Source organism: Salipiger sp. (genome assembly GCF_048261495.1).
GTDB lineage: Bacteria > Pseudomonadota > Alphaproteobacteria > Rhodobacterales > Rhodobacteraceae > Salipiger.
The window spans coordinates 33,776-52,509 of sequence record NZ_JBLXFX010000004.1; the positions used below are offsets into that span (position 1 = coordinate 33,776).

Annotated in this window: 21 protein-coding genes; 15 read left to right on the plus strand and 6 right to left on the minus strand. The window is 66.9% G+C overall.

The features are described from left to right. Positions 1–19: 19 nt before the first annotated feature. The 3 genes from ACN0RJ_RS09370 to ACN0RJ_RS09380 all read right to left on the minus strand — a co-directional run bounded on the left by ACN0RJ_RS09370 (position 20) and on the right by ACN0RJ_RS09380 (position 3,027). Complete coding sequence (locus tag ACN0RJ_RS09370; protein WP_417724096.1) at positions 20–466, minus strand: hypothetical protein; 447 nt, start codon at positions 464–466, stop codon at positions 20–22. Further along, a complete protein-coding gene (locus tag ACN0RJ_RS09375; protein WP_417724097.1) occupies positions 466–1,767 on the minus strand; it encodes a tyrosine-type recombinase/integrase in 1,302 nt (433 codons plus the stop codon). The genes ACN0RJ_RS09370 and ACN0RJ_RS09375 overlap by 1 nt, the downstream gene beginning before the upstream one ends. Before the next feature lie 504 nt (positions 1,768–2,271). Next, a complete protein-coding gene (locus tag ACN0RJ_RS09380; RefSeq protein WP_417719194.1) occupies positions 2,272–3,027 on the minus strand; it encodes an IclR family transcriptional regulator domain-containing protein in 756 nt (251 codons plus the stop codon). A gap of 125 nt (positions 3,028–3,152) precedes the next feature. Between ACN0RJ_RS09380 and ACN0RJ_RS09385 the strand changes: the two genes are divergently transcribed. From ACN0RJ_RS09385 to ACN0RJ_RS09440, 12 genes are all read left to right on the plus strand, one after another. Then, positions 3,153–3,860: a 3-oxoacid CoA-transferase subunit A gene (locus tag ACN0RJ_RS09385; protein ID WP_417724098.1), complete on the plus strand. Its 708-nt coding sequence runs from the start codon at positions 3,153–3,155 to the stop codon at positions 3,858–3,860. Beyond that, positions 3,857–4,546, plus strand: coding sequence for a 3-oxoacid CoA-transferase subunit B (locus tag ACN0RJ_RS09390; protein ID WP_417719192.1), 690 nt, complete (start codon positions 3,857–3,859; stop codon positions 4,544–4,546). Before ACN0RJ_RS09385 ends, ACN0RJ_RS09390 begins: the two co-directional genes overlap by 4 nt. Further along, positions 4,543–5,739, plus strand: coding sequence for a 3-oxoadipyl-CoA thiolase (gene pcaF / locus ACN0RJ_RS09395; protein ID WP_417724099.1), 1,197 nt, complete (start codon positions 4,543–4,545; stop codon positions 5,737–5,739). The genes ACN0RJ_RS09390 and pcaF overlap by 4 nt, the downstream gene beginning before the upstream one ends. A 217-nt stretch (positions 5,740–5,956) precedes the next feature. Continuing rightward, complete coding sequence (aroQ, locus tag ACN0RJ_RS09400) at positions 5,957–6,391, plus strand: type II 3-dehydroquinate dehydratase (protein WP_417719190.1); 435 nt, start codon at positions 5,957–5,959, stop codon at positions 6,389–6,391. A gap of 5 nt (positions 6,392–6,396) precedes the next feature. Continuing rightward, positions 6,397–7,155 (plus strand): aldolase/citrate lyase family protein, encoded by a 759-nt coding sequence (locus tag ACN0RJ_RS09405; protein WP_417724100.1) that lies wholly within the window; start codon positions 6,397–6,399, stop codon positions 7,153–7,155. A gap of 61 nt (positions 7,156–7,216) precedes the next feature. Then, on the plus strand, positions 7,217–7,879 hold the full coding sequence (locus ACN0RJ_RS09410) for a DUF1194 domain-containing protein (RefSeq protein WP_417719188.1): 663 nt from the start codon (positions 7,217–7,219) through the stop codon (positions 7,877–7,879). A 72-nt stretch (positions 7,880–7,951) separates the two neighbouring features. Continuing rightward, a complete protein-coding gene (chrA, locus tag ACN0RJ_RS09415) occupies positions 7,952–9,193 on the plus strand; it encodes a chromate efflux transporter (protein ID WP_417724101.1) in 1,242 nt (413 codons plus the stop codon). 94 nt (positions 9,194–9,287) lie between these two features. Further along, the gene (locus tag ACN0RJ_RS09420; RefSeq protein ID WP_417719186.1) at positions 9,288–9,770 is read left to right on the plus strand and encodes an SspB family protein; all 483 of its coding nucleotides are present in this window, start codon (positions 9,288–9,290) and stop codon (positions 9,768–9,770) included. A gap of 96 nt (positions 9,771–9,866) precedes the next feature. Continuing rightward, positions 9,867–10,433, plus strand: a complete 567-nt coding sequence (locus tag ACN0RJ_RS09425; protein WP_417719185.1) for a class I SAM-dependent methyltransferase — start codon at positions 9,867–9,869, stop codon at positions 10,431–10,433. Between the two features lie 121 nt (positions 10,434–10,554). Further along, positions 10,555–11,949, plus strand: a complete 1,395-nt coding sequence (gene fumC / locus ACN0RJ_RS09430) for a class II fumarate hydratase (RefSeq protein WP_417719184.1) — start codon at positions 10,555–10,557, stop codon at positions 11,947–11,949. Positions 11,950–12,076: 127 nt separating this feature from the next. Then, complete coding sequence (locus ACN0RJ_RS09435; RefSeq protein ID WP_417724102.1) at positions 12,077–12,253, plus strand: DUF4169 family protein; 177 nt, start codon at positions 12,077–12,079, stop codon at positions 12,251–12,253. Next, positions 12,250–12,477, plus strand: a complete 228-nt coding sequence (locus ACN0RJ_RS09440; protein ID WP_417719182.1) for a ribbon-helix-helix domain-containing protein — start codon at positions 12,250–12,252, stop codon at positions 12,475–12,477. The genes ACN0RJ_RS09435 and ACN0RJ_RS09440 overlap by 4 nt, the downstream gene beginning before the upstream one ends. 81 nt (positions 12,478–12,558) lie before the next feature. Here ACN0RJ_RS09440 and lipA read toward each other — a convergent pair whose 3' ends face one another. After that, positions 12,559–13,509 (minus strand): lipoyl synthase, encoded by a 951-nt coding sequence (gene lipA, locus ACN0RJ_RS09445; protein ID WP_417719181.1) that lies wholly within the window; start codon positions 13,507–13,509, stop codon positions 12,559–12,561. Between the two features lie 309 nt (positions 13,510–13,818). Between lipA and ACN0RJ_RS09450 the strand changes: the two genes are divergently transcribed. Continuing rightward, a complete protein-coding gene (locus tag ACN0RJ_RS09450) occupies positions 13,819–14,367 on the plus strand; it encodes a peroxiredoxin (RefSeq protein ID WP_417719180.1) in 549 nt (182 codons plus the stop codon). A 78-nt stretch (positions 14,368–14,445) separates the two neighbouring features. On the opposite strand, the gene ACN0RJ_RS09455 is transcribed toward ACN0RJ_RS09450, so the two are convergent. Beyond that, the gene (locus tag ACN0RJ_RS09455; RefSeq protein ID WP_417719179.1) at positions 14,446–15,390 is read right to left on the minus strand and encodes a LysR substrate-binding domain-containing protein; all 945 of its coding nucleotides are present in this window, start codon (positions 15,388–15,390) and stop codon (positions 14,446–14,448) included. A gap of 96 nt (positions 15,391–15,486) precedes the next feature. Between ACN0RJ_RS09455 and ACN0RJ_RS09460 the strand changes: the two genes are divergently transcribed. Next, complete coding sequence (locus ACN0RJ_RS09460) at positions 15,487–17,001, plus strand: catalase (RefSeq protein WP_417724103.1); 1,515 nt, start codon at positions 15,487–15,489, stop codon at positions 16,999–17,001. A gap of 61 nt (positions 17,002–17,062) precedes the next feature. Here the strand turns inward: ACN0RJ_RS09460 and ACN0RJ_RS09465 are convergent, their stop codons facing one another. Further along, a complete protein-coding gene (locus ACN0RJ_RS09465) occupies positions 17,063–18,178 on the minus strand; it encodes a DUF6456 domain-containing protein (protein WP_417724104.1) in 1,116 nt (371 codons plus the stop codon). Positions 18,179–18,403: 225 nt separating this feature from the next. Here ACN0RJ_RS09465 and ACN0RJ_RS09470 point away from each other — a divergent pair, with 225 nt between their 5' ends. Continuing rightward, positions 18,404–18,688 (plus strand): DUF6477 family protein, encoded by a 285-nt coding sequence (locus ACN0RJ_RS09470; protein WP_417719176.1) that lies wholly within the window; start codon positions 18,404–18,406, stop codon positions 18,686–18,688. Positions 18,689–18,734: the final 46 nt, after the last annotated feature.

Consider the following 18,734-nt stretch of genomic DNA (forward strand, 5'->3'; position numbering starts at 1 on the left):
TTTAGTGTTTAGTTAATGCTTACCGTGTCTTAGCCGATTTGACGGCGCGGTATTTGTCGCGCCACTTGGTTAGCTGCGTGTCGCTAACTGGCCTGTGTCCATCCTTCGCCATTTGCTCACGGGTTTCGGCGGTCGCGGCTGCGACGAAGGTTTCAGCGCAAAGTCGGTCCATCAACTCGCCGTAGATCAGCCAACGCTTGTCTTGGCTGCTTTCGTTGCCGCGACCAACGGTCAGACCTAGGCGCTTCGTAAAATCGCTTGCGGCGGCGTTTGCATCCTCCGACGCAAGCGTTGCCGCGTGTGTGATCGCCTCGCCAAGCCACCGTGCCAACTCAGGTGGAACCGGCTCACCATCCTGCAAGAACTCTTGAACCGTCTTAAGCTTCGTCCATGCCTTCTGCGGGTCAGCGTCTAATGCGTCCCGCGCAAACTCTTCTGCGTCGAATGAATACGGCAGCTTTGCCATCACACGGCCCCCATACGAAGCGGCACCACGTTGTCGGACTTCTCGCCCCGGCAAGCGGCGGACCATGCGCCCATCATTGCGCGGCGGCGTTCGATCATATCGCTACGACGATACGCGCGCTCTACTTCGCTACCCACAGTGTGGGCCAAGCTGATTTCGGCCATGTCGCGTTCAAAGCCCATTTCAGCCGCCCAATCCCGGAAGGTGCTGCGCAGCCCGTGGGGCACCGCAGGACGGCCCGAACGCGGGTCTAGCCACCCCTTCCGCCCGGCTTTCACTTCGGCATCCTGCATCCGCCGCATGACGCCTGACAGGGCCATATCGGACAGGGCACCACCCCGCACGGCGGGAAACACGTAGTCGGTTCCATCGACCTGCGGCACCGATTTGAGCAATGCCACGGCTTCCGGCGTGAGCGGTACACGGTGTTCGCGCTTCGCCTTCATCCGCGATGCGGGGATAATCCACACGGGCTTTTCGCCGTCTAGGTCGTGAACCTCTTGCCATAACATGCCCCGGATTTCGCCGGAACGCGCGGCGGTCAACGCCAAGAACTCGATAGCGCGGGCGCTGATACCTTCGCGCTTCCGCAGGGCTGCAAACCATGTGGGCAATTCTGCGACGGCCAAAGCGGGTTGATTGCCCTTGTCCGCAATGGCGCTTGGCTTCGGCAGTAGTTCTTTCAGGTTGCCCGCCCAACGCGCGGGGTTGTCGCCTGTCCGAAAGCCCGCAACGGTCGCTTGGCTAAGTACCGCTTCGATACGACCACGAAGGCGCGACGCGGTTTCGGTCTTCGTTTCCCACAGGGTGCCCCCGTTGGTTTCCTGACTGAGAACGCGCAAAACGTCCTGTGTGGTGATCGCGCCAACGTCCATCGCGCCAATGACCGGCGATGCGTACGTGTCCAAGGTGCTGCGCCATTGCTTCCGGTGCTTGTCGTTGCGGAACTCGCCTTCCTTCTTCTCAAGCGTCCGTTCTACCGACTGTGCGAAAGTCATGGCCGGGGCGGCATCGGTCGCAAGCTGCGCCAATGCTTCCTTGCGTTCTTCGATGGGGTCACGGCCTTCTGCTACGGTCTTGCGCAGGTCGCCAGCTTTGGCGCGGGCTTCGGCTAGCGAATAGGTGTGAATTGGGCCTAGCCCCATGCCGCGCGTGCGACCGCCAAGCGTGAACTTGAACACCCAAGACTTGGTGCCCCACTTCGACACTTGCAGGTACAGCCCGCCCCCGTCCGCATAGTGGCCCGGCTTGGTCTTCGTCTTCACTTCGACGGCTGAAAGCCGGTGTATCCCGCGTCCCATATCGCGCCCCGCTACTGATTTTCTACTAACAAAATCTAGTAGAAGGTCAGAGGCAAAACAAGACCCATAGAGAAGGAATTACCACCTAAGTAATTGACAATAAAAGGACCTGAAAGACACCCTAGACACCCAAAGACGCATACTTGGCGGCCTGTCTCTCCGCCATAATCCCCATTGAGTACCTGCGATACCGCCCTGACCGGGCACGGAATTTCCGTGTTGTCTGGGGGGGCTGATACCCGGGTGTCGATGGCTCCGGGACCGGGGCGGTCATTATGGCAGCCGATGGCGTCTTGTTGCGCCAGGTGACCACAAATCAGGCTCTTTCGTAATTCCGTACCTGATCCGGTCGCGGGATCTGTGGCCGCCGCGTTTCCGATCCACATGCGCGTGCCGGGGCAACGCTGTGTCGTCTTTCTCCGGCAAAGCCATTCGGCCCCGACGCCGGCGGCATCGCCCCCCCAAGATGTTCACGACAAGGCTCCGACTTTCCGGGCCGGCGGGTCACAGGACGCGGCGCAGGCCTGCCTGGACCTTCAGCAGCGCGGGGAGATAGTCGGCCACCATCCCCTCGGTGCCGGTCCCGGTCGCTGCCATGCCGGTGTTGAGCGCGGCGACCGTCTCGTTGCGGGAATCGAAGACCGGCACCGCGATGGAGCGCAGGCCGATCTCGACCTCCTGGTCGATGACGGCGTGGCCCGCCTCGCGAACGACGGCGATGCGGGTCAGGATCTCCTCCGGGTCGGTAAGGCTGTACGCGGTCCGCGGGCTGAGATCGGAGGCCTCGATCACCGCGCGGGCCGCAGCCTCCGGCAGCGCGGCGAGCAGGACCCGCCCCATTGAGGTGCAATGCGCCGGCAGGCGCGATCCCGGCATCAGCCCGATCGACATCACGCGGCGCTGCGCGGCGCGGGCGAGGTAGACGATTTCGGTGCCGTCGAGGATCGACACCGAACAGCTCTGGCCGATCTGCTCGGTCAGTTGTTCCAGCCAGGGCTGCACCCGCTGCGGAAGCGGCAGCGAGGCCAGCGCCCCCATCCCGAGCCGCAGGGTCCGCGGCGTCAGGGTGAAGTACTTGCCGTCATAATCGGCATAGCCCCCGGCATGGAGGGTCAGCAGACAGCGCCGCGCGGTGGCGCGATCGAGGCCCGTGGCGGCCGCGACCTCGGAGACGGACAGCCGCGGGTGGTCCGCGCCGAAACACTCCAGCACCCGGAGCCCCTTGCCGAAGGAGGCGATGACATCGGTCTTGTTCACCATGCGCACAAACCTTCACGTCTTGCGAACATATGTCAACATCCGCACAAATTCGCTGGCCTCCCGCGCGAGCCGCGCCTAGCCATGTGCCACATCGCGCGCCAGCGCGGAAGAACAGGAGGATTGTCATGGACAAGAGACTGACCTCGATCGCCGAGGCCGTGTCCCGCATTCCCGACGGGGCGACGGTGATGATCGGCGGCTTCGGCGGATCCGGTGCGCCGATCGAACTCATCCACGCGCTGATCGACCACGGCGCCAGGGGCCTGACCGTGGTGAACAACAACGCGGGCAACGGCCATGTGGGCCTTGCCGCGCTGATCGAACAGGGACAGGTCGACAAGCTGATCTGTTCCTTCCCCCGCAGCGCCGATCCGCGCGTCTTCACCGAGGCCTATCTCGCCGGACGCATCGCGCTCGAGATCGTGCCGCAGGGCACGCTGGCCGAACGCATCCGCGCCGGCGGGGCGGGCATCCCCGCCTTCTACACGCCGACCAGCTACGGCACCGACCTCGCCGAGGGCAAGCCGGTCGCCGAGTTCGACGGGCGGATGTATGTGCAGGAACGCGGGCTGCGCGCGGATTTCGCGCTCATCAAGGCCGAAACGGCCGACCCGCACGGCAACCTGACCTACCGGATGGCGGCGCGGAACTTCAACCCGGTCATGGCGACCGCCGCCGCGACCACCATCGTCCAGGCAAGCCGCGTGGTGGACCTGGGCGCGATCGACCCCGAACAGGTCGTGACCCCCGGCATCTACGTCGATCACGTCATCGAGGTCGCCGCGCCCGCGCAGGAAGAAATGCTCAACCGGGCGGAGACCGTCTACCCATGACCGACATTCAGACCCTTTCCCTGAGCAACGCCCAGATCGCCTGGCGCGCGGCGCAGGACATCGCCGACGGTGCCTATGTGAACCTCGGCATCGGCTTTCCCGAGATGGTCGCCCGCTTCCAGCCCGAGGGGCGGCAGGCGATCTTTCACACCGAGAACGGCGTGCTCGATTTCGGCCCCGCCCCCGCCCCCGGCGAGGAAGACTGGGATTGCATCAACGCCGGCAAGAAGGCGATCACCACCCGCCCCGGCACCGCCTTCTTTCACCATGCCGACAGCTTTGCGATGGTGCGCGGCGGGCATCTCGACGTGGCGATCCTCGGCGCCTACGAGGTCGCGCAGACCGGGGATCTCGCGAACTGGTCCACCGGCAAGGGCGGCGTGCCCGCGGTGGGCGGCGCGATGGACCTCGTTCACGGGGCAAAGCGTGTCGCGGTGCTGACCGACCACGTCACCCGCAAGGGCGCGCCCAAGCTGGTCGAGGCCTGCTCGCTTCCGCTGACCGGCGTCGGCTGCGTGACGCGGGTCTATACCTCGCTCGCCGTGGTCGATATCGAGGACGGCCGTTTCGTGCTGCGGGAAAAGGTCCCCGCGATCTCCTTCGACGAACTGCAGGCGCTGACCGGCGCACCGCTTCACACCACCGGCGCTGTCGCCGACCTGATCGCCCCGGAGGATGTGGCATGACCGACGTCTATATCTGCGACTACATCCGCACGCCCATCGGCCGTTTCGGCGGCGCGCTGTCCTCGGTCCGGGCCGATGATCTCGGCGCGATCCCGCTCCGGGCGCTGATGGCGCGGCACGATCTCGACTGGGCGGCCGTGGACGAAGTGGTCTTCGGCTGCGCCAACCAGGCCGGTGAGGACAACCGCAACGTGGCGCGCATGTCGGCGCTGCTGGCGGGGCTGCCGGACAGCGTGCCCGGCACCACGATGAACCGGCTCTGCGGTTCGGGGATGGACGCGGTGATCACCGCCGCCCGCGCCATCCGCGCCGGCGAGATGGACCTCGCCATCGCCGGCGGAGTCGAGAGCATGTCGCGCGCGCCCTTCGTGATGCCCAAGGCCGAAAGCGCCTTTTCCCGCGCCGCCGAAGTGCATGACACCACCATCGGCTGGCGCTTCGTCAACCCGCTGATGAAGGCGCAGTACGGCGTGGATTCGATGCCCGAGACGGCCGAGAACGTGGCCGAGGATTTCGGCGTCTCCCGCGAGGATCAGGACGCCTTTGCCCTGCGCTCGCAGCAGAAGGCGGGCGCGGCGATGGAAAACGGGCGCCTCGCGCGCGAGATCACCCCGGTCTCGATCCCGCAGCGCCGGGGCGATCCGCTGGTGATCGACACCGACGAGCATCCCCGCCCCGCCACCACCGCCGAGGCGCTGGCAAAGCTGAAGGGGTTCGTGAAGCCCGGCGGAACGATCACGGCGGGCAACGCGAGCGGGGTCAACGACGGGGCGGCGGCGCTTGTTCTCGCCTCCGAAGCGGCGGCAAGGGCGCACGGCCTCACCCCCGTCGCGCGGGTCCTGGGCGGCGCGACCGCCGGGGTCGCCCCGCGCATCATGGGATTCGGCCCGGCGCCCGCGTCGAAGAAATTGATGGCGCGGCTGGGACTGACGCAGGCGGATTTCGCGGTGATCGAGCTCAACGAGGCCTTTGCCTCCCAGGGGCTGGCCACGCTGCGCGACCTCGGCATCGCCGATGACGATCCCCGCGTGAACCCCAACGGCGGCGCGATCGCGCTGGGGCATCCGCTGGGCATGTCCGGGGCGCGGATCACCGGATCGGCCATGCTCGACCTGAAGCCGGGCGAACGGTCGCTCTCGACCATGTGCATCGGCGTCGGCCAGGGCATCGCCATCGCCCTCGAGGCGGTCTGACCGGCAACCGGGGCGGTCCGCCGCCCCGGTCCGCCGCGCGGGGATTCGCCCCCTGCCCCGCTGTCGCGGGCCAAACGCATGAAATCCGTATCAAATGCCGCTTTGCACCGGTTGGTGCAGTTTCCCGGCGGCAGCGTCTTTCCAAGCGCCGATGCGCGGCCTATGCATGAGGTCGAGGAGAGACCGCCGCCCGCGGCGGGATGGCACGGAGGCCCCCATGAAGACCATTCTCGTCCTGAACGGACCGAACCTGAACTTGCTCGGCAAACGCCAGCCCGAGATCTACGGGCATGAAACGCTCGACGACGTGGCGCGGATGTGTTCCGAGGCCTGCGGCGAGGGCCACGAGATCCGGCTCGAGCAATCCAACCACGAAGGCCGGATCATCGACTGGATCCACGAGGCCCGGCAGTCCGCCTGCGGCATCGTCATCAATCCCGGGGCCTTCACCCATACCTCGGTGGCGATCCTCGACGCGCTCAACGCCTTCGAGGGTCCGGTGATGGAGGTCCACATCAGCCAGGTGCACAAGCGCGAGGCCTTCCGCCACCATTCCTATGTCTCGATGCGGGCCGACGGCGTGATCGCCGGGCTCGGCCTGTTCGGCTACGTGGCCGGGGTGCAGCGCGTCATCGCGCTGACCGGAGCGTGAGCGCGATGGATCTGCCCCGCAACGCCTTCAAGGCCGCCCTCGCCGAACGCCGCCGCCAGATCGGCCTGTGGTGCACCATTCCCGACAGCGGGCTGGTCGAACTGCTTGCCGGATGCGGCTACGACTGGCTGCTGCTGGACACCGAACATTCGCCGGTCGAGGGATCGGGCACGCTGCCGCTGCTGCAGGCGGTCGCGCCCTACCCGTCCAGCGCCGCCGTGCGCCCGGCCTGGAACGACGCGGTCGAGATCAAGAAGCTGCTCGACTGCGGCGCCCAGACCATCCTGATTCCCTATGTCCAGAACGCCGGGGAAGCGCGCGCCGCCGTTGCCGCCGTACGCTACCCGCCGCGCGGGATTCGCGGCGTGGCGGGCACCACACGGGCCAGCCGCTTCGGCGCGGTCGAGAACTACGCGCAGCGCGCCGAGGAGGAGCTCTGCCTGCTGGTGCAGGTCGAGACGGTCGACGCGGTCGCCCAGATCGAAGCGATCGCCACCGTCGACGGCGTTGACGGGATCTTTGTCGGGCCGGCGGATCTTGCCGCGTCGATGGGCCATCCCGGCGGCACCGCCCGTCCCGACGTGAAGGCGGCGGTGGTCGACGCGATCCGCCGCATCACGGCGGCGGGAAAGCCCGCGGGTGTGCTCTCGGCGGACCAGCCCTTTCTCGAGGACTGCGCCGAGGCCGGCGCGGTGTTCATTGCGGTCGACGTGGACGCCTCCATCGTCAGGCGCGGCGCGCTGGCGCGACGGGGCGCCTGGTAAAACCGCACGCCGGACGGCACGGGAGATTGACCGGATGCCGTCCGGCTGCCAGCATCGCGGGATGCTGACGACCCTGCGGAGCCTTGCCGCCGCCCTTCTGATCTCCGCCCCCGGGGCACAGGCCTGTGAAACGGCGCTGGTGCTGGCGATGGACGTTTCCAACTCCATCGACCCGGCGGAATACCGGCTTCAGGCGCACGGGCTGGCGGATGCGCTGGCCGATCCCGAAATCGCCGAGATCCTGGTGCGCGATCAGGTCGCGCTGGCCGTGCTGCAATGGTCGGGCGAGGATCGCCAGCAGGTCACGATCGGCTGGGCGGTGATGCTCAGCGCCTCGCACGTGGCGCAGTTCGCCGAGGCCGCCCGCAGCATGGAGCGCGCCTTTGTCCTGTCCGACACCGCCCCGGCCCCGGCGCTGCACCGCGCGCTCGACCTTTTCGGCAGCGCGCCCGACTGCCGCCGCCGGGTGGTCGATGTGTCGGGCGACGGAACGCCCAACGCGGGCGGCTCCACCGGGGCGGCCAGCCGCCGCGCCGAATCGATGGGGGTCACGGTGAACGGCCTTGCCATCGAAGCCCCCGGCAAGAGCGTCGCGGTAACCAATTTCTACACCCGCCGCCTCATCACCCGCGACGGCTTCGTGCTGACATCGCGCGGGCACCGCGCCTATCCCGAGACCATCCGCAAGAAGATCCTCCGCGAGATTTCGCGGATCGTGAGCTGACGGCGCGATGCCCGCCACGCCCCGTCACGCACCGTCACGCCGGTGTCACGCTGCCGGGGCACTCCGGGCGCCATGATCCCGTTTTCCGACCTTTTCCGGACCTTTGCCCGCATCGGCCTGCTCAGCTTCGGCGGCCCGGCGGCGCAGATCGCGCTGATGCACCGCATCCTCGTCGAGGAGCGCGGCTGGCTGAGCGAGCGGCAGTTCCTCTCGGCGCTGTCGCTCTGCATGCTGCTGCCGGGTCCGGAGGCGATGCAACTGGCCACCTATGCGGGCTGGCGGCTGCGCGGAATCGCGGGCGGGCTGGTGGCGGGCGGGCTGTTCGTGCTGCCCGGCGCCGCGCTGATCGCCGTGCTGGCGGCGCTCTACGCCGCCTGGGGCAGCCATCCCGAGACCGAATCGCTGATGCTCGGGGTCAAGGCGACGGTGATCGTCATCGTCCTTCAGGCGCTCTGGCGGCTGCGGCGCAAGGCGCTGGCCGCGCCGGGGGCGCCGGTGATCGCGGCGCTGGCCTTTGCCGCGCTCTATGTCGCGCAACTGCCCTTTCCGCTGGTCGTCGCCGCCGCCGCCCTCTGGGGCTGGAGCCGCCGCGCCGAGGCCCCCTTGCCCGAGGCTCCGCCCCTCGTCGCCCCGCGCCCGACCCGTCCCGTCACGCTGCTGGCCTGGCTGGTGCTGTGGCTCGCCCCGCTGCCCCTGCTGCTGCTCGCCGGGCAACGCCTGCTGTTCGAGCTTGCCGCCTTCTTTGCCTGGCTCGCCGTGGTCAGCTTCGGCGGCGCCTACGCGGTGCTGGCCTACATGGCGCAGGAGGTGGTGCAGGCGCGGCACTGGCTCGACGCGCGGCAGATGGCCGATGCGCTCGGCCTGGCGGAAACCACACCCGGACCGCTGATCCTGGTGACGCAGTTCACCGGCCAGCTGATCGGCCACGCGGCAGGGGGCTGGACGCTTGCCGCGGCCGCCTCGGCGCTGACGCTCTGGATGACCTTCGTGCCCTGCTTCCTGTGGATCTTTGCCTTTGCGCCCCACATCGAGCGCCTATTGGCACGGCCGCGCCTGCAATCGGCGCTCTCCGCGATCACCGCCGCCGTGCTCGGCGTCATCGCCAACCTGTCGCTCTGGTTCGCCGTCAACGTGCTGTTCGGCGAAACCTTTCGCCCCGATGGCCCGATCTCGCCGCTGCTGCCGGTGCTGCAAAGCCTGCGCCCCGAGGCGCTGGCCCTTGCCCTGCTGGCCGCGCTGCTGCTGATCCCGCTGCGACGATCGGTCCCGACGACCCTCGCCGTGACCGCCGTGGCCGGGTGGTTCGCGGGGTGACGGTGGGGCCGACTGCCGCAAATTTTGCGCCTCCGGCTCTTTTCCTCGCTGACAAATCGAATAAGGTAAGACCGAAGACACAAGGATTTGTGCCATGTCAGGCGGTATCGACTACGGCAATCTCATGCACCGCGCGATGCGCGGCTTGATCCAGAACGTCCTCACGGGCGTGATGCGCGACGGCCTGCCGGGAGAACACCACTTCTTCATCACCTTCGACACCCAGCACCCGGATGTGGAACTGGCGGACTGGTTGTCCGACCGCTACCCGGGCGAGATGACCGTGGTCATGCAGCATTGGTACGACGAGCTGGACGCGGGCGACGACGGCTTTGCGGTCACGCTGAACTTCGGCGATGCGCCCGAACGGCTGTATATCCCCTACGATTCCATCAAGACCTTCGTCGATCCCTCGGTCGAATTCGGCCTGCGCTTCGAAACCCACGAAGACGAGGATGACGACGACGAGGATGACGACGAACCGACCCCGCCCGAAGGCTCGCCCGACAGCGGTGACGGCCGGAAACCGGGCAAACGCGACGCCGAGGTCGTCAGGCTCGATTCCTTCCGCAAGTGACCCGCGCCATGGCCCGTCTTGCACCCGGCGCGCGATGCGGGGCATAGTCCCTGCAACTGACGGAACAGCAGGTTCCGGACCGATCTGGAGAAAAAGATGAGCCACCGCGAGGATCTGGGGCTGTTTCTGGGACAGGCCCTGCGGCGGCCGCAATCGGTCTCCGCGCTGGTGCCATCCTCCGAACGGCTCGCCCGCGCCATGGCGGCGCAGGTTCCCGCGGGCAAGGGGCCGGTGGTCGAACTGGGTCCGGGCACGGGCAAGATCACCCGCGCGCTGATCGCCGCCGGGATCGCCGCCGCCGACCTTCACCTGTTCGAAATCAACGCGCCCTTCGTCGAGCTTCTGCACCTGCGCCACCCGGACGCGACCATCCACCACCGCGGTGCCCAGCAGATGACCCAGGTCGGGCTGAGCGATGTCCGCGCCGTGGTGTCCGGCCTGCCGCTGCTGTCCTTTCCGCGCGGTCTCCAGGACGAGATCCTGACCGCCGCCTTCGAGTTGCTGCCGCCCGGCGCGCCCTTCATCCAGTTCACCTACGGCCCCTCCAACCCGGTGCCGCAGCCGCTGATGACGCGGCTCGGACTGGTGGCGCAGCGCCGCTGCCGGATCTGGGGAAACCTGCCGCCGGCGCGGGTCTACACCCTGACGCGGTCGATTTCCTGAGCTTTCGCGCTTTTCCCTGCGATTTGCGGCGCTAACACGACCCGCGGTGCGCGCTCGACCGTTGCCCCCGCGTCGGCGGACGGCTAAACGGCACACAATCGCATGCTTGCAGGAGGCAGAGATGGCCAACACCCGCACCGAGACCGACAGCTTCGGACCGCTCGAGGTTCCCGCCGACAAGTACTGGGGCGCGCAGACCCAGCGGTCGATCATGAACTTCCCCATCGGCTGGGAAAAGCAGCCGGTGCCGATCATCCGCGCGCTCGGCGTGGTCAAGAAGGCCTGCGCGCAGGCCAACCTGGCGCTGGGCACCATCGAACCGAAGGTCGGGGATGCCATCGTCGCCGCCGCGACCGAGGTCATCGACGGCCGCTTCGACGACAACTTCCCGCTGGTGGTCTGGCAGACCGGGTCGGGCACCCAGTCCAACATGAACGCGAACGAGGTGATCTCGAACCGCGCCATCGAGATGCTGGGCGGCGAGATGGGCAGCAAGACGCCGGTGCATCCGAACGACCACTGCAACATGGGCCAGTCCTCGAACGACACCTTCCCGACGGCGATGCACGTCGCCATCGCCATGCAGGCGCGCGACGTCCTGCTGCCGGGCCTGAAGAAACTGCACGATGCGCTGGCCGCGAAGTCCGCGGAATTCAAGGACATCATCAAGATCGGCCGAACCCACACCCAGGACGCGACCCCTCTGACGCTGGGCCAGGAATTCGGCGGCTACACGCACCAGGTGAAAAAGGGCATCGAGCGGGTCGAGGCCTGCCTCGGCGACATCTACGAACTGGCCCAGGGCGGCACCGCCGTCGGCACCGGACTCAACACGCAGAAGGGCTGGTCCGAGATGGTCGCGGCGAACATGGCCGAAATCACCGGCCTGCCCTTCGTCACGGCCCCCAACAAGTTCGAAGCCCTTGCCGCGCATGACGCGATGGTGATGTTCTCGGGCGCGCTGAAGACGGTCGCGGCCTCGCTGTTCAAGATCGCCAACGACATGCGCCTGCTGGGGTCGGGCCCGCGCTCGGGCCTCGGCGAACTGATCCTGCCGGAGAACGAGCCCGGCTCGTCGATCATGCCGGGCAAGGTCAACCCGACCCAGGCCGAGGCGCTGACCATGGTCTGCGCCCATGTCATGGGCAACGACGCGGCGGTCGGCTTTGCCGGCTCTCAGGGTCATTTCGAGCTCAACGTCTACAACCCGATGATGAGCTACAACGTGCTGCAGTCGATGCAACTCCTGGGCGACTCGGCCTCGGCCTTCACCGACAACATGGTGGTGGGCACGCAGGCGAACGTGGCGCGGATCGACAAGCTGATGAAGGAATCGCTGATGCTGGTGACGGCGCTGGCGCCGACCATCGGCTACGACGCCGCCACCAAGGTCGCCAAGACCGCGCACAAGAACGGCACCACCCTGCGCGAGGAAGCCATCGCACTCGGCTATGTCGACGCGGAAACCTTCGACCGCGTGGTGCGGCCCGAGGACATGATCGGCCCCAAGGGCTGAGCGCCGGCATCGTGACGACAGGAACCGGGGGCCGGTCAGCCTCCGGTTGCATCACGTTCCGGAGCGTCGACGCGATCCCCTCCGCTTGCCCCTTTGCCGCGGCCCCGGTACGCGCTACATCTTGGACATGAGCAAGGTCGTGAATCTCAACCGCTTCCGCAAGGACCGGGCCCGCGCCGAAAAGCGCGAGACTGGGGACAGGAACGCCGTCCTTCACGGCCGCAGCAAGGCCGATAAGGAACTGGACAAGGCACGCGCCGAAAAGGCCGCGCGGGATCTCGACGGTCACACGCGCGACGAATGAGCGGGCGCCCGGTCAAACGCTCTCTCACGCTGCGCGGCCACCGCACGTCGGTGTCGCTCGAGGAGGAGTTCTGGCTCGAATTCCGGGCGATCGCGAAGGCCGACGGCAAGCCGCTGAATGCCCTCGCCGCCGAAGTCGACGAACATCGCGGGATCGAGGCGGGCCTCGCTTCCGCCATCCGGGTCTATGTCCTGCAACGCGTCAAATCGCGCACGACGCCCTGAGCGGCGCACCGCAAATCTTTTTCAAAAGATTTGCAAATTCCTTGGAAGGAATTTGCACCCGGGTCCGGCGCCGGGGCCCGATCAGGCCTCGGCGAGTTTCTTTTCGCGGGCCGCCCTGAGCCGCGCGAAATCGTCGCCCGCGTGGTAACTCGACCGCGTGAGCGGTGTGGCTGAGACCATCAGGAACCCCTTGCCGAATGCCGTCTTCTCGTAGCTGGCGAATTCGTCCGGCGTGACGAAACGGTCGACGCGGTGGTGTTTCGGCGTCGGCTGCAGGTACTGCCCGATGGTGAGGAAATCCACATCCGCCGCGCGCATGTCGTCCATGACCTGCGCAACGCCCTGACGATCCTCCCCCAGCCCGACCATGATCCCGGACTTGGTGAAGATCGACGGATCGAGTTCCTTGACCCGCTGCAACAGGCGCAGCGAGTGGAAGTAGCGCGCGCCGGGGCGCACCGTCGGGTAGAGGCCCGGCACCGTTTCCAGGTTGTGGTTGAACACGTCCGGCTTGGCCGCGACCACGGTTTCCAGCACCGAGGGGGCGCATTTCAGGAAATCGGGGGTCAGGATCTCGATCGTGGTGTCCGGCGCGCGGTGGCGGATCGCGCGGATGGTCTGGGCGAAGTGATCGGCCCCGCCGTCCTCGAGGTCGTCGCGGTCGACCGAGGTGATGACAACGTGCTTCAACCCCAGCTTCTGCACCGCGTCCGCCACGCGTCCCGGTTCGAACACGTCCAGCGTCTCCGGGCGCCCGGTGGCGATGTTGCAGAAGGTGCAGCCGCGGGTGCAGATCTCGCCCATGATCATCATAGTGGCGTGGCCCTGGGACCAGCATTCGCCGACATTGGGGCAGCCCGCCTCTTCGCAGACCGTGGTCAGGCGATGCTCGCGCATCAGCTTGCGGGTCGCGTTGTAGCCCTCGCCGCCCGGCGCCTTGACGCGGATCCAGTCCGGCTTCTTCGGTTGCGGATTGTCGGGCCGGTGGGCTTTTTCCGGATGCCGCTGCGTCGGAATCTTGAGGTCTCGCACTGGAATTTCCCCGCGATCTTGGTACGTTCGTCCGTCAGGATACAGCACGGCAGGGGGAGGTTCCAGTGCCAGCCGTTTCCCGGAGGGCATATCCCCGTCGTAGCGAGTGCCCCCCTGCCGCCACCGCCGCCGCACCGGGCGTTTGCGCACCGCATATTCCTCAGGCAGCGCGCCGCAAATCCCGCCCCCGGCGCGATTTTTCCGGTCCCGGCGGCGAACCGCCCGCTTCCCCCGTTGCGCCCCTGCGCGCCCCCGGCTATCAGCCTCACCGGGGAGGAGCCGACACGCAAGACAGAGGATCTCAATCCCATGAAAACCGGAGTCGCTCTTCCGAAGGTCACCTTCCGCACCCGCGTCCGCGACGAATCCATCGCGGGTCCGAACCCGTTCCGCTGGCAGGACCGGACCACCGACGATTACTTCAAGGGCAAGCGGGTCATCCTGTTTTCCCTGCCCGGCGCCTTCACCCCGACCTGCTCGACCTACCAGCTTCCCGGCTTCGAACAGAACGCCGAGACCTTTGCCGCGCACGGCATCGACGCGATCTACTGCATGTCCGTCAACGACAGCTTCGTGATGAACAAGTGGGCCCAGTCGCAGGACCTCAAGGCCGTCTCGGTCATTCCCGACGGCTCGGGCGAATTCACCCGCAAGATCGGCATGCTGGTCGCCAAGGACAATCTCGGATTCGGCATGCGGTCCTGGCGCTATGCCGCCGTGGTCGACAACGGCGTGGTCGAAGCCTGGTTCGAGGAGCCGGGGTTCGAGGACAATTGCGCCGAGGATCCCTACGGAGTGTCGAGCCCGGAAAACCTGCTCGACTACCTGGCAGAGGTCTCAAAGGAAGCGGCCGCGTAATCGCAGCCCTCTCGGGACTCTTTCGAGAAACGGGGGAAGGTTGCGGCCTTCCCCCTTGCTGTTCGGGTGCGCGCGGGTTCAGTCCGCCCGGCCCACGGCATCGGGGAGGGTTTGGCGCGCCTCCGCGATCAACTGCGCCCCCACGGCCGAGAGGATCGCGGCGAGGTCGGTGAACCAGCCCGGCTCGGACGCGGTGCCGCGCCGGGCAAGGCACACGCTGCGCGAGGGTTCCGGCACCGCGAAGCGCCGCAGGTGCAGGTCGGCGGCATTGCGGGTTTCCGTCCGCAGCGCGATTTCGGGGATCAGCGTCAGGCCGAACCCCGCCTCGACCAGCCGCGACAGTGTCGCGAGCGAGGAGGCCGCCATGTTGATCCGCGCGTGCCCCCGCCCCCGTCCGCAGACCGCAAGCGCCTGATCTGTCAGGCAATGTCCGTCCTCGAGCAGCAGCAATTGCGCCTCGCCCAGCCCCTCGGGGTGCGGCGCCTCGGGGTAGAGGTCCAGCCGCCCGGCGCTGCCCGCCAGCAGGAAACGGTCCTCGAACAGCGGCAGCGCGGTGATGCCGTCGCGGGTCAGCGGCAGGGCGATCACGCAGGCGTCGAGCGCGCCCTCCGCCAGCAGGTCCAGCAGGCGGTCGGTCTTGGCCTCGGTCACCGCCACGTCCAGAGAGATGTCCCGCGAGCGCAGCGCCTCCAGCACCTCGGGCAGGAAATAGGGGGCGATGGTCGGGATCACCCCCAGCGCCAGCCGACCCGCCATGCCGCCGCGCCGCCGGGCCGCCTGTTCCAGCCCCGCGACCTCGCCCAGAACGCGGTCGGCCACGTCGAGCACCTGGCGGCCGAAGGGCGTCAGCACCGCATCGCGGGCATGGCGTTCGATGAGCGGCCCGTTCAGCGCCGCTTCCAATTCGCGGATCTGCACCGACAGCGCCGGTTGCGAGACATTGCAGGCCAGCGCGGCGCGGCTGAAATTCCGCTGCTGCGCCAGGGCCTTGAAGTAGGAAAGCTGCCGGAGGGTGATTGTCATAATCAAAAACTATAGAAAACCAAATTATTCGCAATTGGTAATTATTTCACGGCCACTAAGTCGTGGGTCGACACCATAGCAAGGAGGGAGCGACCCATGTCCAAGCGACTGACCACCACAGCCGGGGCCCCGATGCCCACCAACGAGACCTCGGCCACCGCGGGCGCCCGCGGGCCGGTGCTGCTGGAGGATTACCAGCTGATCGAAAAGCTGGCTCACCAGAACCGCGAGCGTATCCCCGAGCGGGTCGTTCACGCCAAGGGCTGGGGCGCCAAGGGCACCTTTACCGTGACCCACGACATCAGCCGCTACACCTCGGCCGCGATCTTTTCGAAGGTCGGTAACACCTGCGACATCCTCAGCCGCTGGTCCACCGTGGCCGGGGAACAGGGTGCAGCGGACGCAGAACGCGACGTGCGCGGGTTCTCGGTCAAGTTCTACACCGAAGAAGGCAACTGGGACGTGGTGGGCAACAACACCCCCATTTTCTTCATCCGCGATGCCTACAAGTTCCCGGACTTCATCCGCACGCAAAAGCGCCACCCGCAGACCAACCTGCGCTCGCCCGAAGCGATGTTCGATTTCTGGGCCGCGCAGCCCGAATCGGTGCATCAGGTGACGATCCTGATGTCGGATCGCGGCATTCCGCAGAACCCGATGCACATGCACGGTTACGGCAGCCACACCTATTCCATGTTCAACGACAAGGGCGAACGGCACTGGGTCAAGTTCCACTTCCGCTGCCAGCAGCCGATCAGGAACTACACCAACGAGCAGGCCGAGGAGATCATCGGCAAGACTCGCGAGAGCTACCAGGAGGATCTGTTCAACGCCATCGAAGAGGGGAATTTCCCCAAGTGGGAGCTGAACATCCAGGTCATGGCCGAGGAAGACGCCGAGACCTGCGGCTTCAATCCCTTCGATCTCACCAAGGTCTGGCCACACGCCGCGTTCCCGCTGATCCCCGTGGGGATGCTGGAGTTCAACGAGAACCCGGAGAACTATTTCCAATACGTCGAAAACGCCGCCTATTCGCCGTCGAACAAGATCCCCGGCATCGGCTTTTCGCCCGACAAGATGCTGCAGGGCCGGATCTTTGCCTATGCGGATGCGCATCGTTACCGGCTCGGCACCCATTACGAGCAGCTTCCGGCGAACCGGGCGAAATCCGAGACGCATTTCTATCACAAGGATGGCTCCATGCGGTTCTTCCCGCAGAAGACCGGGCACCCGGATGCCTACTACGAACCGAATCAATACGAGGAGGCGGCGCGTCCCGACCCTTCGGTCGCCGAACCGCCGCTGCGGATCTCGGGTGACGCGGATCGCTACGTGCAGGAGGACAAGGATGCCGACTACGTGCAGCCCCGCGCGCTCTATGCCGAGGTTCTGGGCGATGACGAGCGCGCGCGCCTGCATCTCAACATGGCCCGCGCCATGTCGCCCTGTTCGACCTCGGTCAAGGAACGCTGGTACGCGGTCCTCGGTCGGGTGCACCCCGACTACGAGGCGGGGGTGCGCAAGGCGGCAGAGGATCTGAAGTCCGGCAACATCGACACCTATCCCGGCATTCCCGTCACCGGCGACACCCCGGTGCGCGCCGCCGAGTAGGCACGGACAAGAAAAGGGCGGAGCCCGTGCTCCGCCCTTCCTGTTTCCAACGCGGAAACGATCAGCCGATCAGGCCGCCACCCGCGCCGATGGTCCGTTCGTAGTGCCGGTGCAGCCGCTGCAGAGCGATGCGCAGCACCACCTTGCCCGAGCGTGCGGCCCACCCCATGCGCTTTTCCGTGGTTTCGAGCCCTTCGAGATAGCAGCAGCATTGCAGCGCCACGTCCCCCAACCCCGGGCCCAGTTCGCGCAGCGCGCCCGACAGACGCTGGCGCGCGCCCTCGCTGCCACGCCCCTGCCCCGTCACCAGCCCGAGATGCAGGCCGGCGGTCAGGAACTGGTCCCAGTTCTGCGCCGCTCGGTGGCCAATCTGCGCCAGCTCGAAATCCTCGCGCAGGCGCTCGCCGGCGCGGACCAGCTCTTCGGACAGAAAGGGCGTGCCGTCCTTGTCGCGGCGCCGTGCCAGTCCCTGAAGCGGGCTTTCCGAGACCACGTAGCGGCGGCGCCCGCGGGGATCGGCCTCTTCCGCCTCCATCGCCGCTTCGGCGGCCGCCGAGGTGTCGAAGCCGGCCTGGGCCTCGTTGAACCCGCGCAGCTTGCTTTCCTGTTCCGCCATCAGCCGCCCCAGCGCGGTCCGGCCCGCAGAGGTGATGTGATAGCGCGAGATCCGCCCCGGGTTGTCGCAGGCGATCCAGCCTTTCAGCGCCATGGCCTGCGCCACCGGCGCATCGACGACGGCGGTGCGGGTCGAACCGCCCTCGCCCGTGTCGCGCACCACCACGGCCTTTTCCATTTCGGCCGCCACCGCAAGCACCGCGCCGCTTTCGCACAGCCGCCGCAGGATGCGCCGGGCCTCGCGCGTCAGGGTGGCCGCATCGGGTGTCGTTTCGGACCGGGAAATCTCCATCATCCGCACAGTCTCCTTCTTGGATTGCGCCTCCTCGGCACAGAGGCGCAGCGCTCCGAGCCGGCGCAGGGCACCGTCCACAAGCGGGTCGTCCCGCAGCGTTTCGATTTTCCGGACCTGCCGCAGAACCGTCGAGGCATGGCGCCCCGCGTCCCGGGCCAGCTTCCGGATCGCCTCTCCACCTTCGGTATGCGCGAGATAGAACCTCGCGTCTTCCGGAACCCAGGACGGAAGCCTGTCCGGTTGATCGCAGTCACTGCGGCAGATCATCTTGCCATCCCCTCAGTCAATCATTGTTCCACAGAGTTATCCCCAAGCTGGACGCAACCTAGGCGTGTGGTTGTTACCTGTTCGTTAACAATCGCCCGTGGTTAGACAAATTATCCCCAAATTATAAACAGTCTTGAACAAAGCGTTCGGCCGTCCGGAGCATCGCGCAACACCGGTTTGCGCCGTGTCAGCATGTCCGGGATTTCGCTTTGACCGGAGACGACCATGCAAGACATCCTCACCATCCTGCACAGCCTGCGCCGTCCGCGCCTGTTGATCCGCGCCGCGCGGTTCGGGGCCGACGACTATCGCCGCGACACGCATCTGACGCGCATTCTGGGCATCGGACCGCTGCCGCGCTCGGGCGCGGCGATCATGCGGCTGATGGAGATCGAAGCCGAACTGGACGAGCGCCGCCGCGCCGCGGATGCGGGCTATTCGGTGGCGCGCCACGTCGAGGTCCTTGCCGTCATGATGGGCGAGGCACGTCTGTTTCAGGCCGGGCTGTGATCGCCGGTCGTTTCCGATTCGGAAACGATCGCCCGGCCTTCCGGGA

Excerpts from the sequence above, each read along its gene's own strand:
- ACN0RJ_RS09370 (WP_417724096.1), bottom strand. The coding sequence starts at position 466 with ATGGCAAAGCTGCCGTATTCATTCGACGCAGAAGAGTTTGCGCGGGAC.
- ACN0RJ_RS09375 (WP_417724097.1), bottom strand. The coding sequence starts at position 1,767 with ATGGGACGCGGGATACACCGGCTTTCAGCCGTCGAAGTGAAGACGAAG.
- ACN0RJ_RS09380 (WP_417719194.1), bottom strand. The coding sequence starts at position 3,027 with ATGGTGAACAAGACCGATGTCATCGCCTCCTTCGGCAAGGGGCTCCGG.
- ACN0RJ_RS09385 (WP_417724098.1), top strand. The coding sequence starts at position 3,153 with ATGGACAAGAGACTGACCTCGATCGCCGAGGCCGTGTCCCGCATTCCC.
- ACN0RJ_RS09390 (WP_417719192.1), top strand. The coding sequence starts at position 3,857 with ATGACCGACATTCAGACCCTTTCCCTGAGCAACGCCCAGATCGCCTGG.
- pcaF (WP_417724099.1), top strand. The coding sequence starts at position 4,543 with ATGACCGACGTCTATATCTGCGACTACATCCGCACGCCCATCGGCCGT.
- aroQ (WP_417719190.1), top strand. The coding sequence starts at position 5,957 with ATGAAGACCATTCTCGTCCTGAACGGACCGAACCTGAACTTGCTCGGC.
- ACN0RJ_RS09405 (WP_417724100.1), top strand. The coding sequence starts at position 6,397 with ATGGATCTGCCCCGCAACGCCTTCAAGGCCGCCCTCGCCGAACGCCGC.
- ACN0RJ_RS09410 (WP_417719188.1), top strand. The coding sequence starts at position 7,217 with ATGCTGACGACCCTGCGGAGCCTTGCCGCCGCCCTTCTGATCTCCGCC.
- chrA (WP_417724101.1), top strand. The coding sequence starts at position 7,952 with ATGATCCCGTTTTCCGACCTTTTCCGGACCTTTGCCCGCATCGGCCTG.
- ACN0RJ_RS09420 (WP_417719186.1), top strand. The coding sequence starts at position 9,288 with ATGTCAGGCGGTATCGACTACGGCAATCTCATGCACCGCGCGATGCGC.
- ACN0RJ_RS09425 (WP_417719185.1), top strand. The coding sequence starts at position 9,867 with ATGAGCCACCGCGAGGATCTGGGGCTGTTTCTGGGACAGGCCCTGCGG.
- fumC (WP_417719184.1), top strand. The coding sequence starts at position 10,555 with ATGGCCAACACCCGCACCGAGACCGACAGCTTCGGACCGCTCGAGGTT.
- ACN0RJ_RS09435 (WP_417724102.1), top strand. The coding sequence starts at position 12,077 with ATGAGCAAGGTCGTGAATCTCAACCGCTTCCGCAAGGACCGGGCCCGC.
- ACN0RJ_RS09440 (WP_417719182.1), top strand. The coding sequence starts at position 12,250 with ATGAGCGGGCGCCCGGTCAAACGCTCTCTCACGCTGCGCGGCCACCGC.
- ACN0RJ_RS09450 (WP_417719180.1), top strand. The coding sequence starts at position 13,819 with ATGAAAACCGGAGTCGCTCTTCCGAAGGTCACCTTCCGCACCCGCGTC.
- ACN0RJ_RS09455 (WP_417719179.1), bottom strand. The coding sequence starts at position 15,390 with ATGACAATCACCCTCCGGCAGCTTTCCTACTTCAAGGCCCTGGCGCAG.
- ACN0RJ_RS09460 (WP_417724103.1), top strand. The coding sequence starts at position 15,487 with ATGTCCAAGCGACTGACCACCACAGCCGGGGCCCCGATGCCCACCAAC.
- ACN0RJ_RS09465 (WP_417724104.1), bottom strand. The coding sequence starts at position 18,178 with ATGATCTGCCGCAGTGACTGCGATCAACCGGACAGGCTTCCGTCCTGG.
- ACN0RJ_RS09470 (WP_417719176.1), top strand. The coding sequence starts at position 18,404 with ATGCAAGACATCCTCACCATCCTGCACAGCCTGCGCCGTCCGCGCCTG.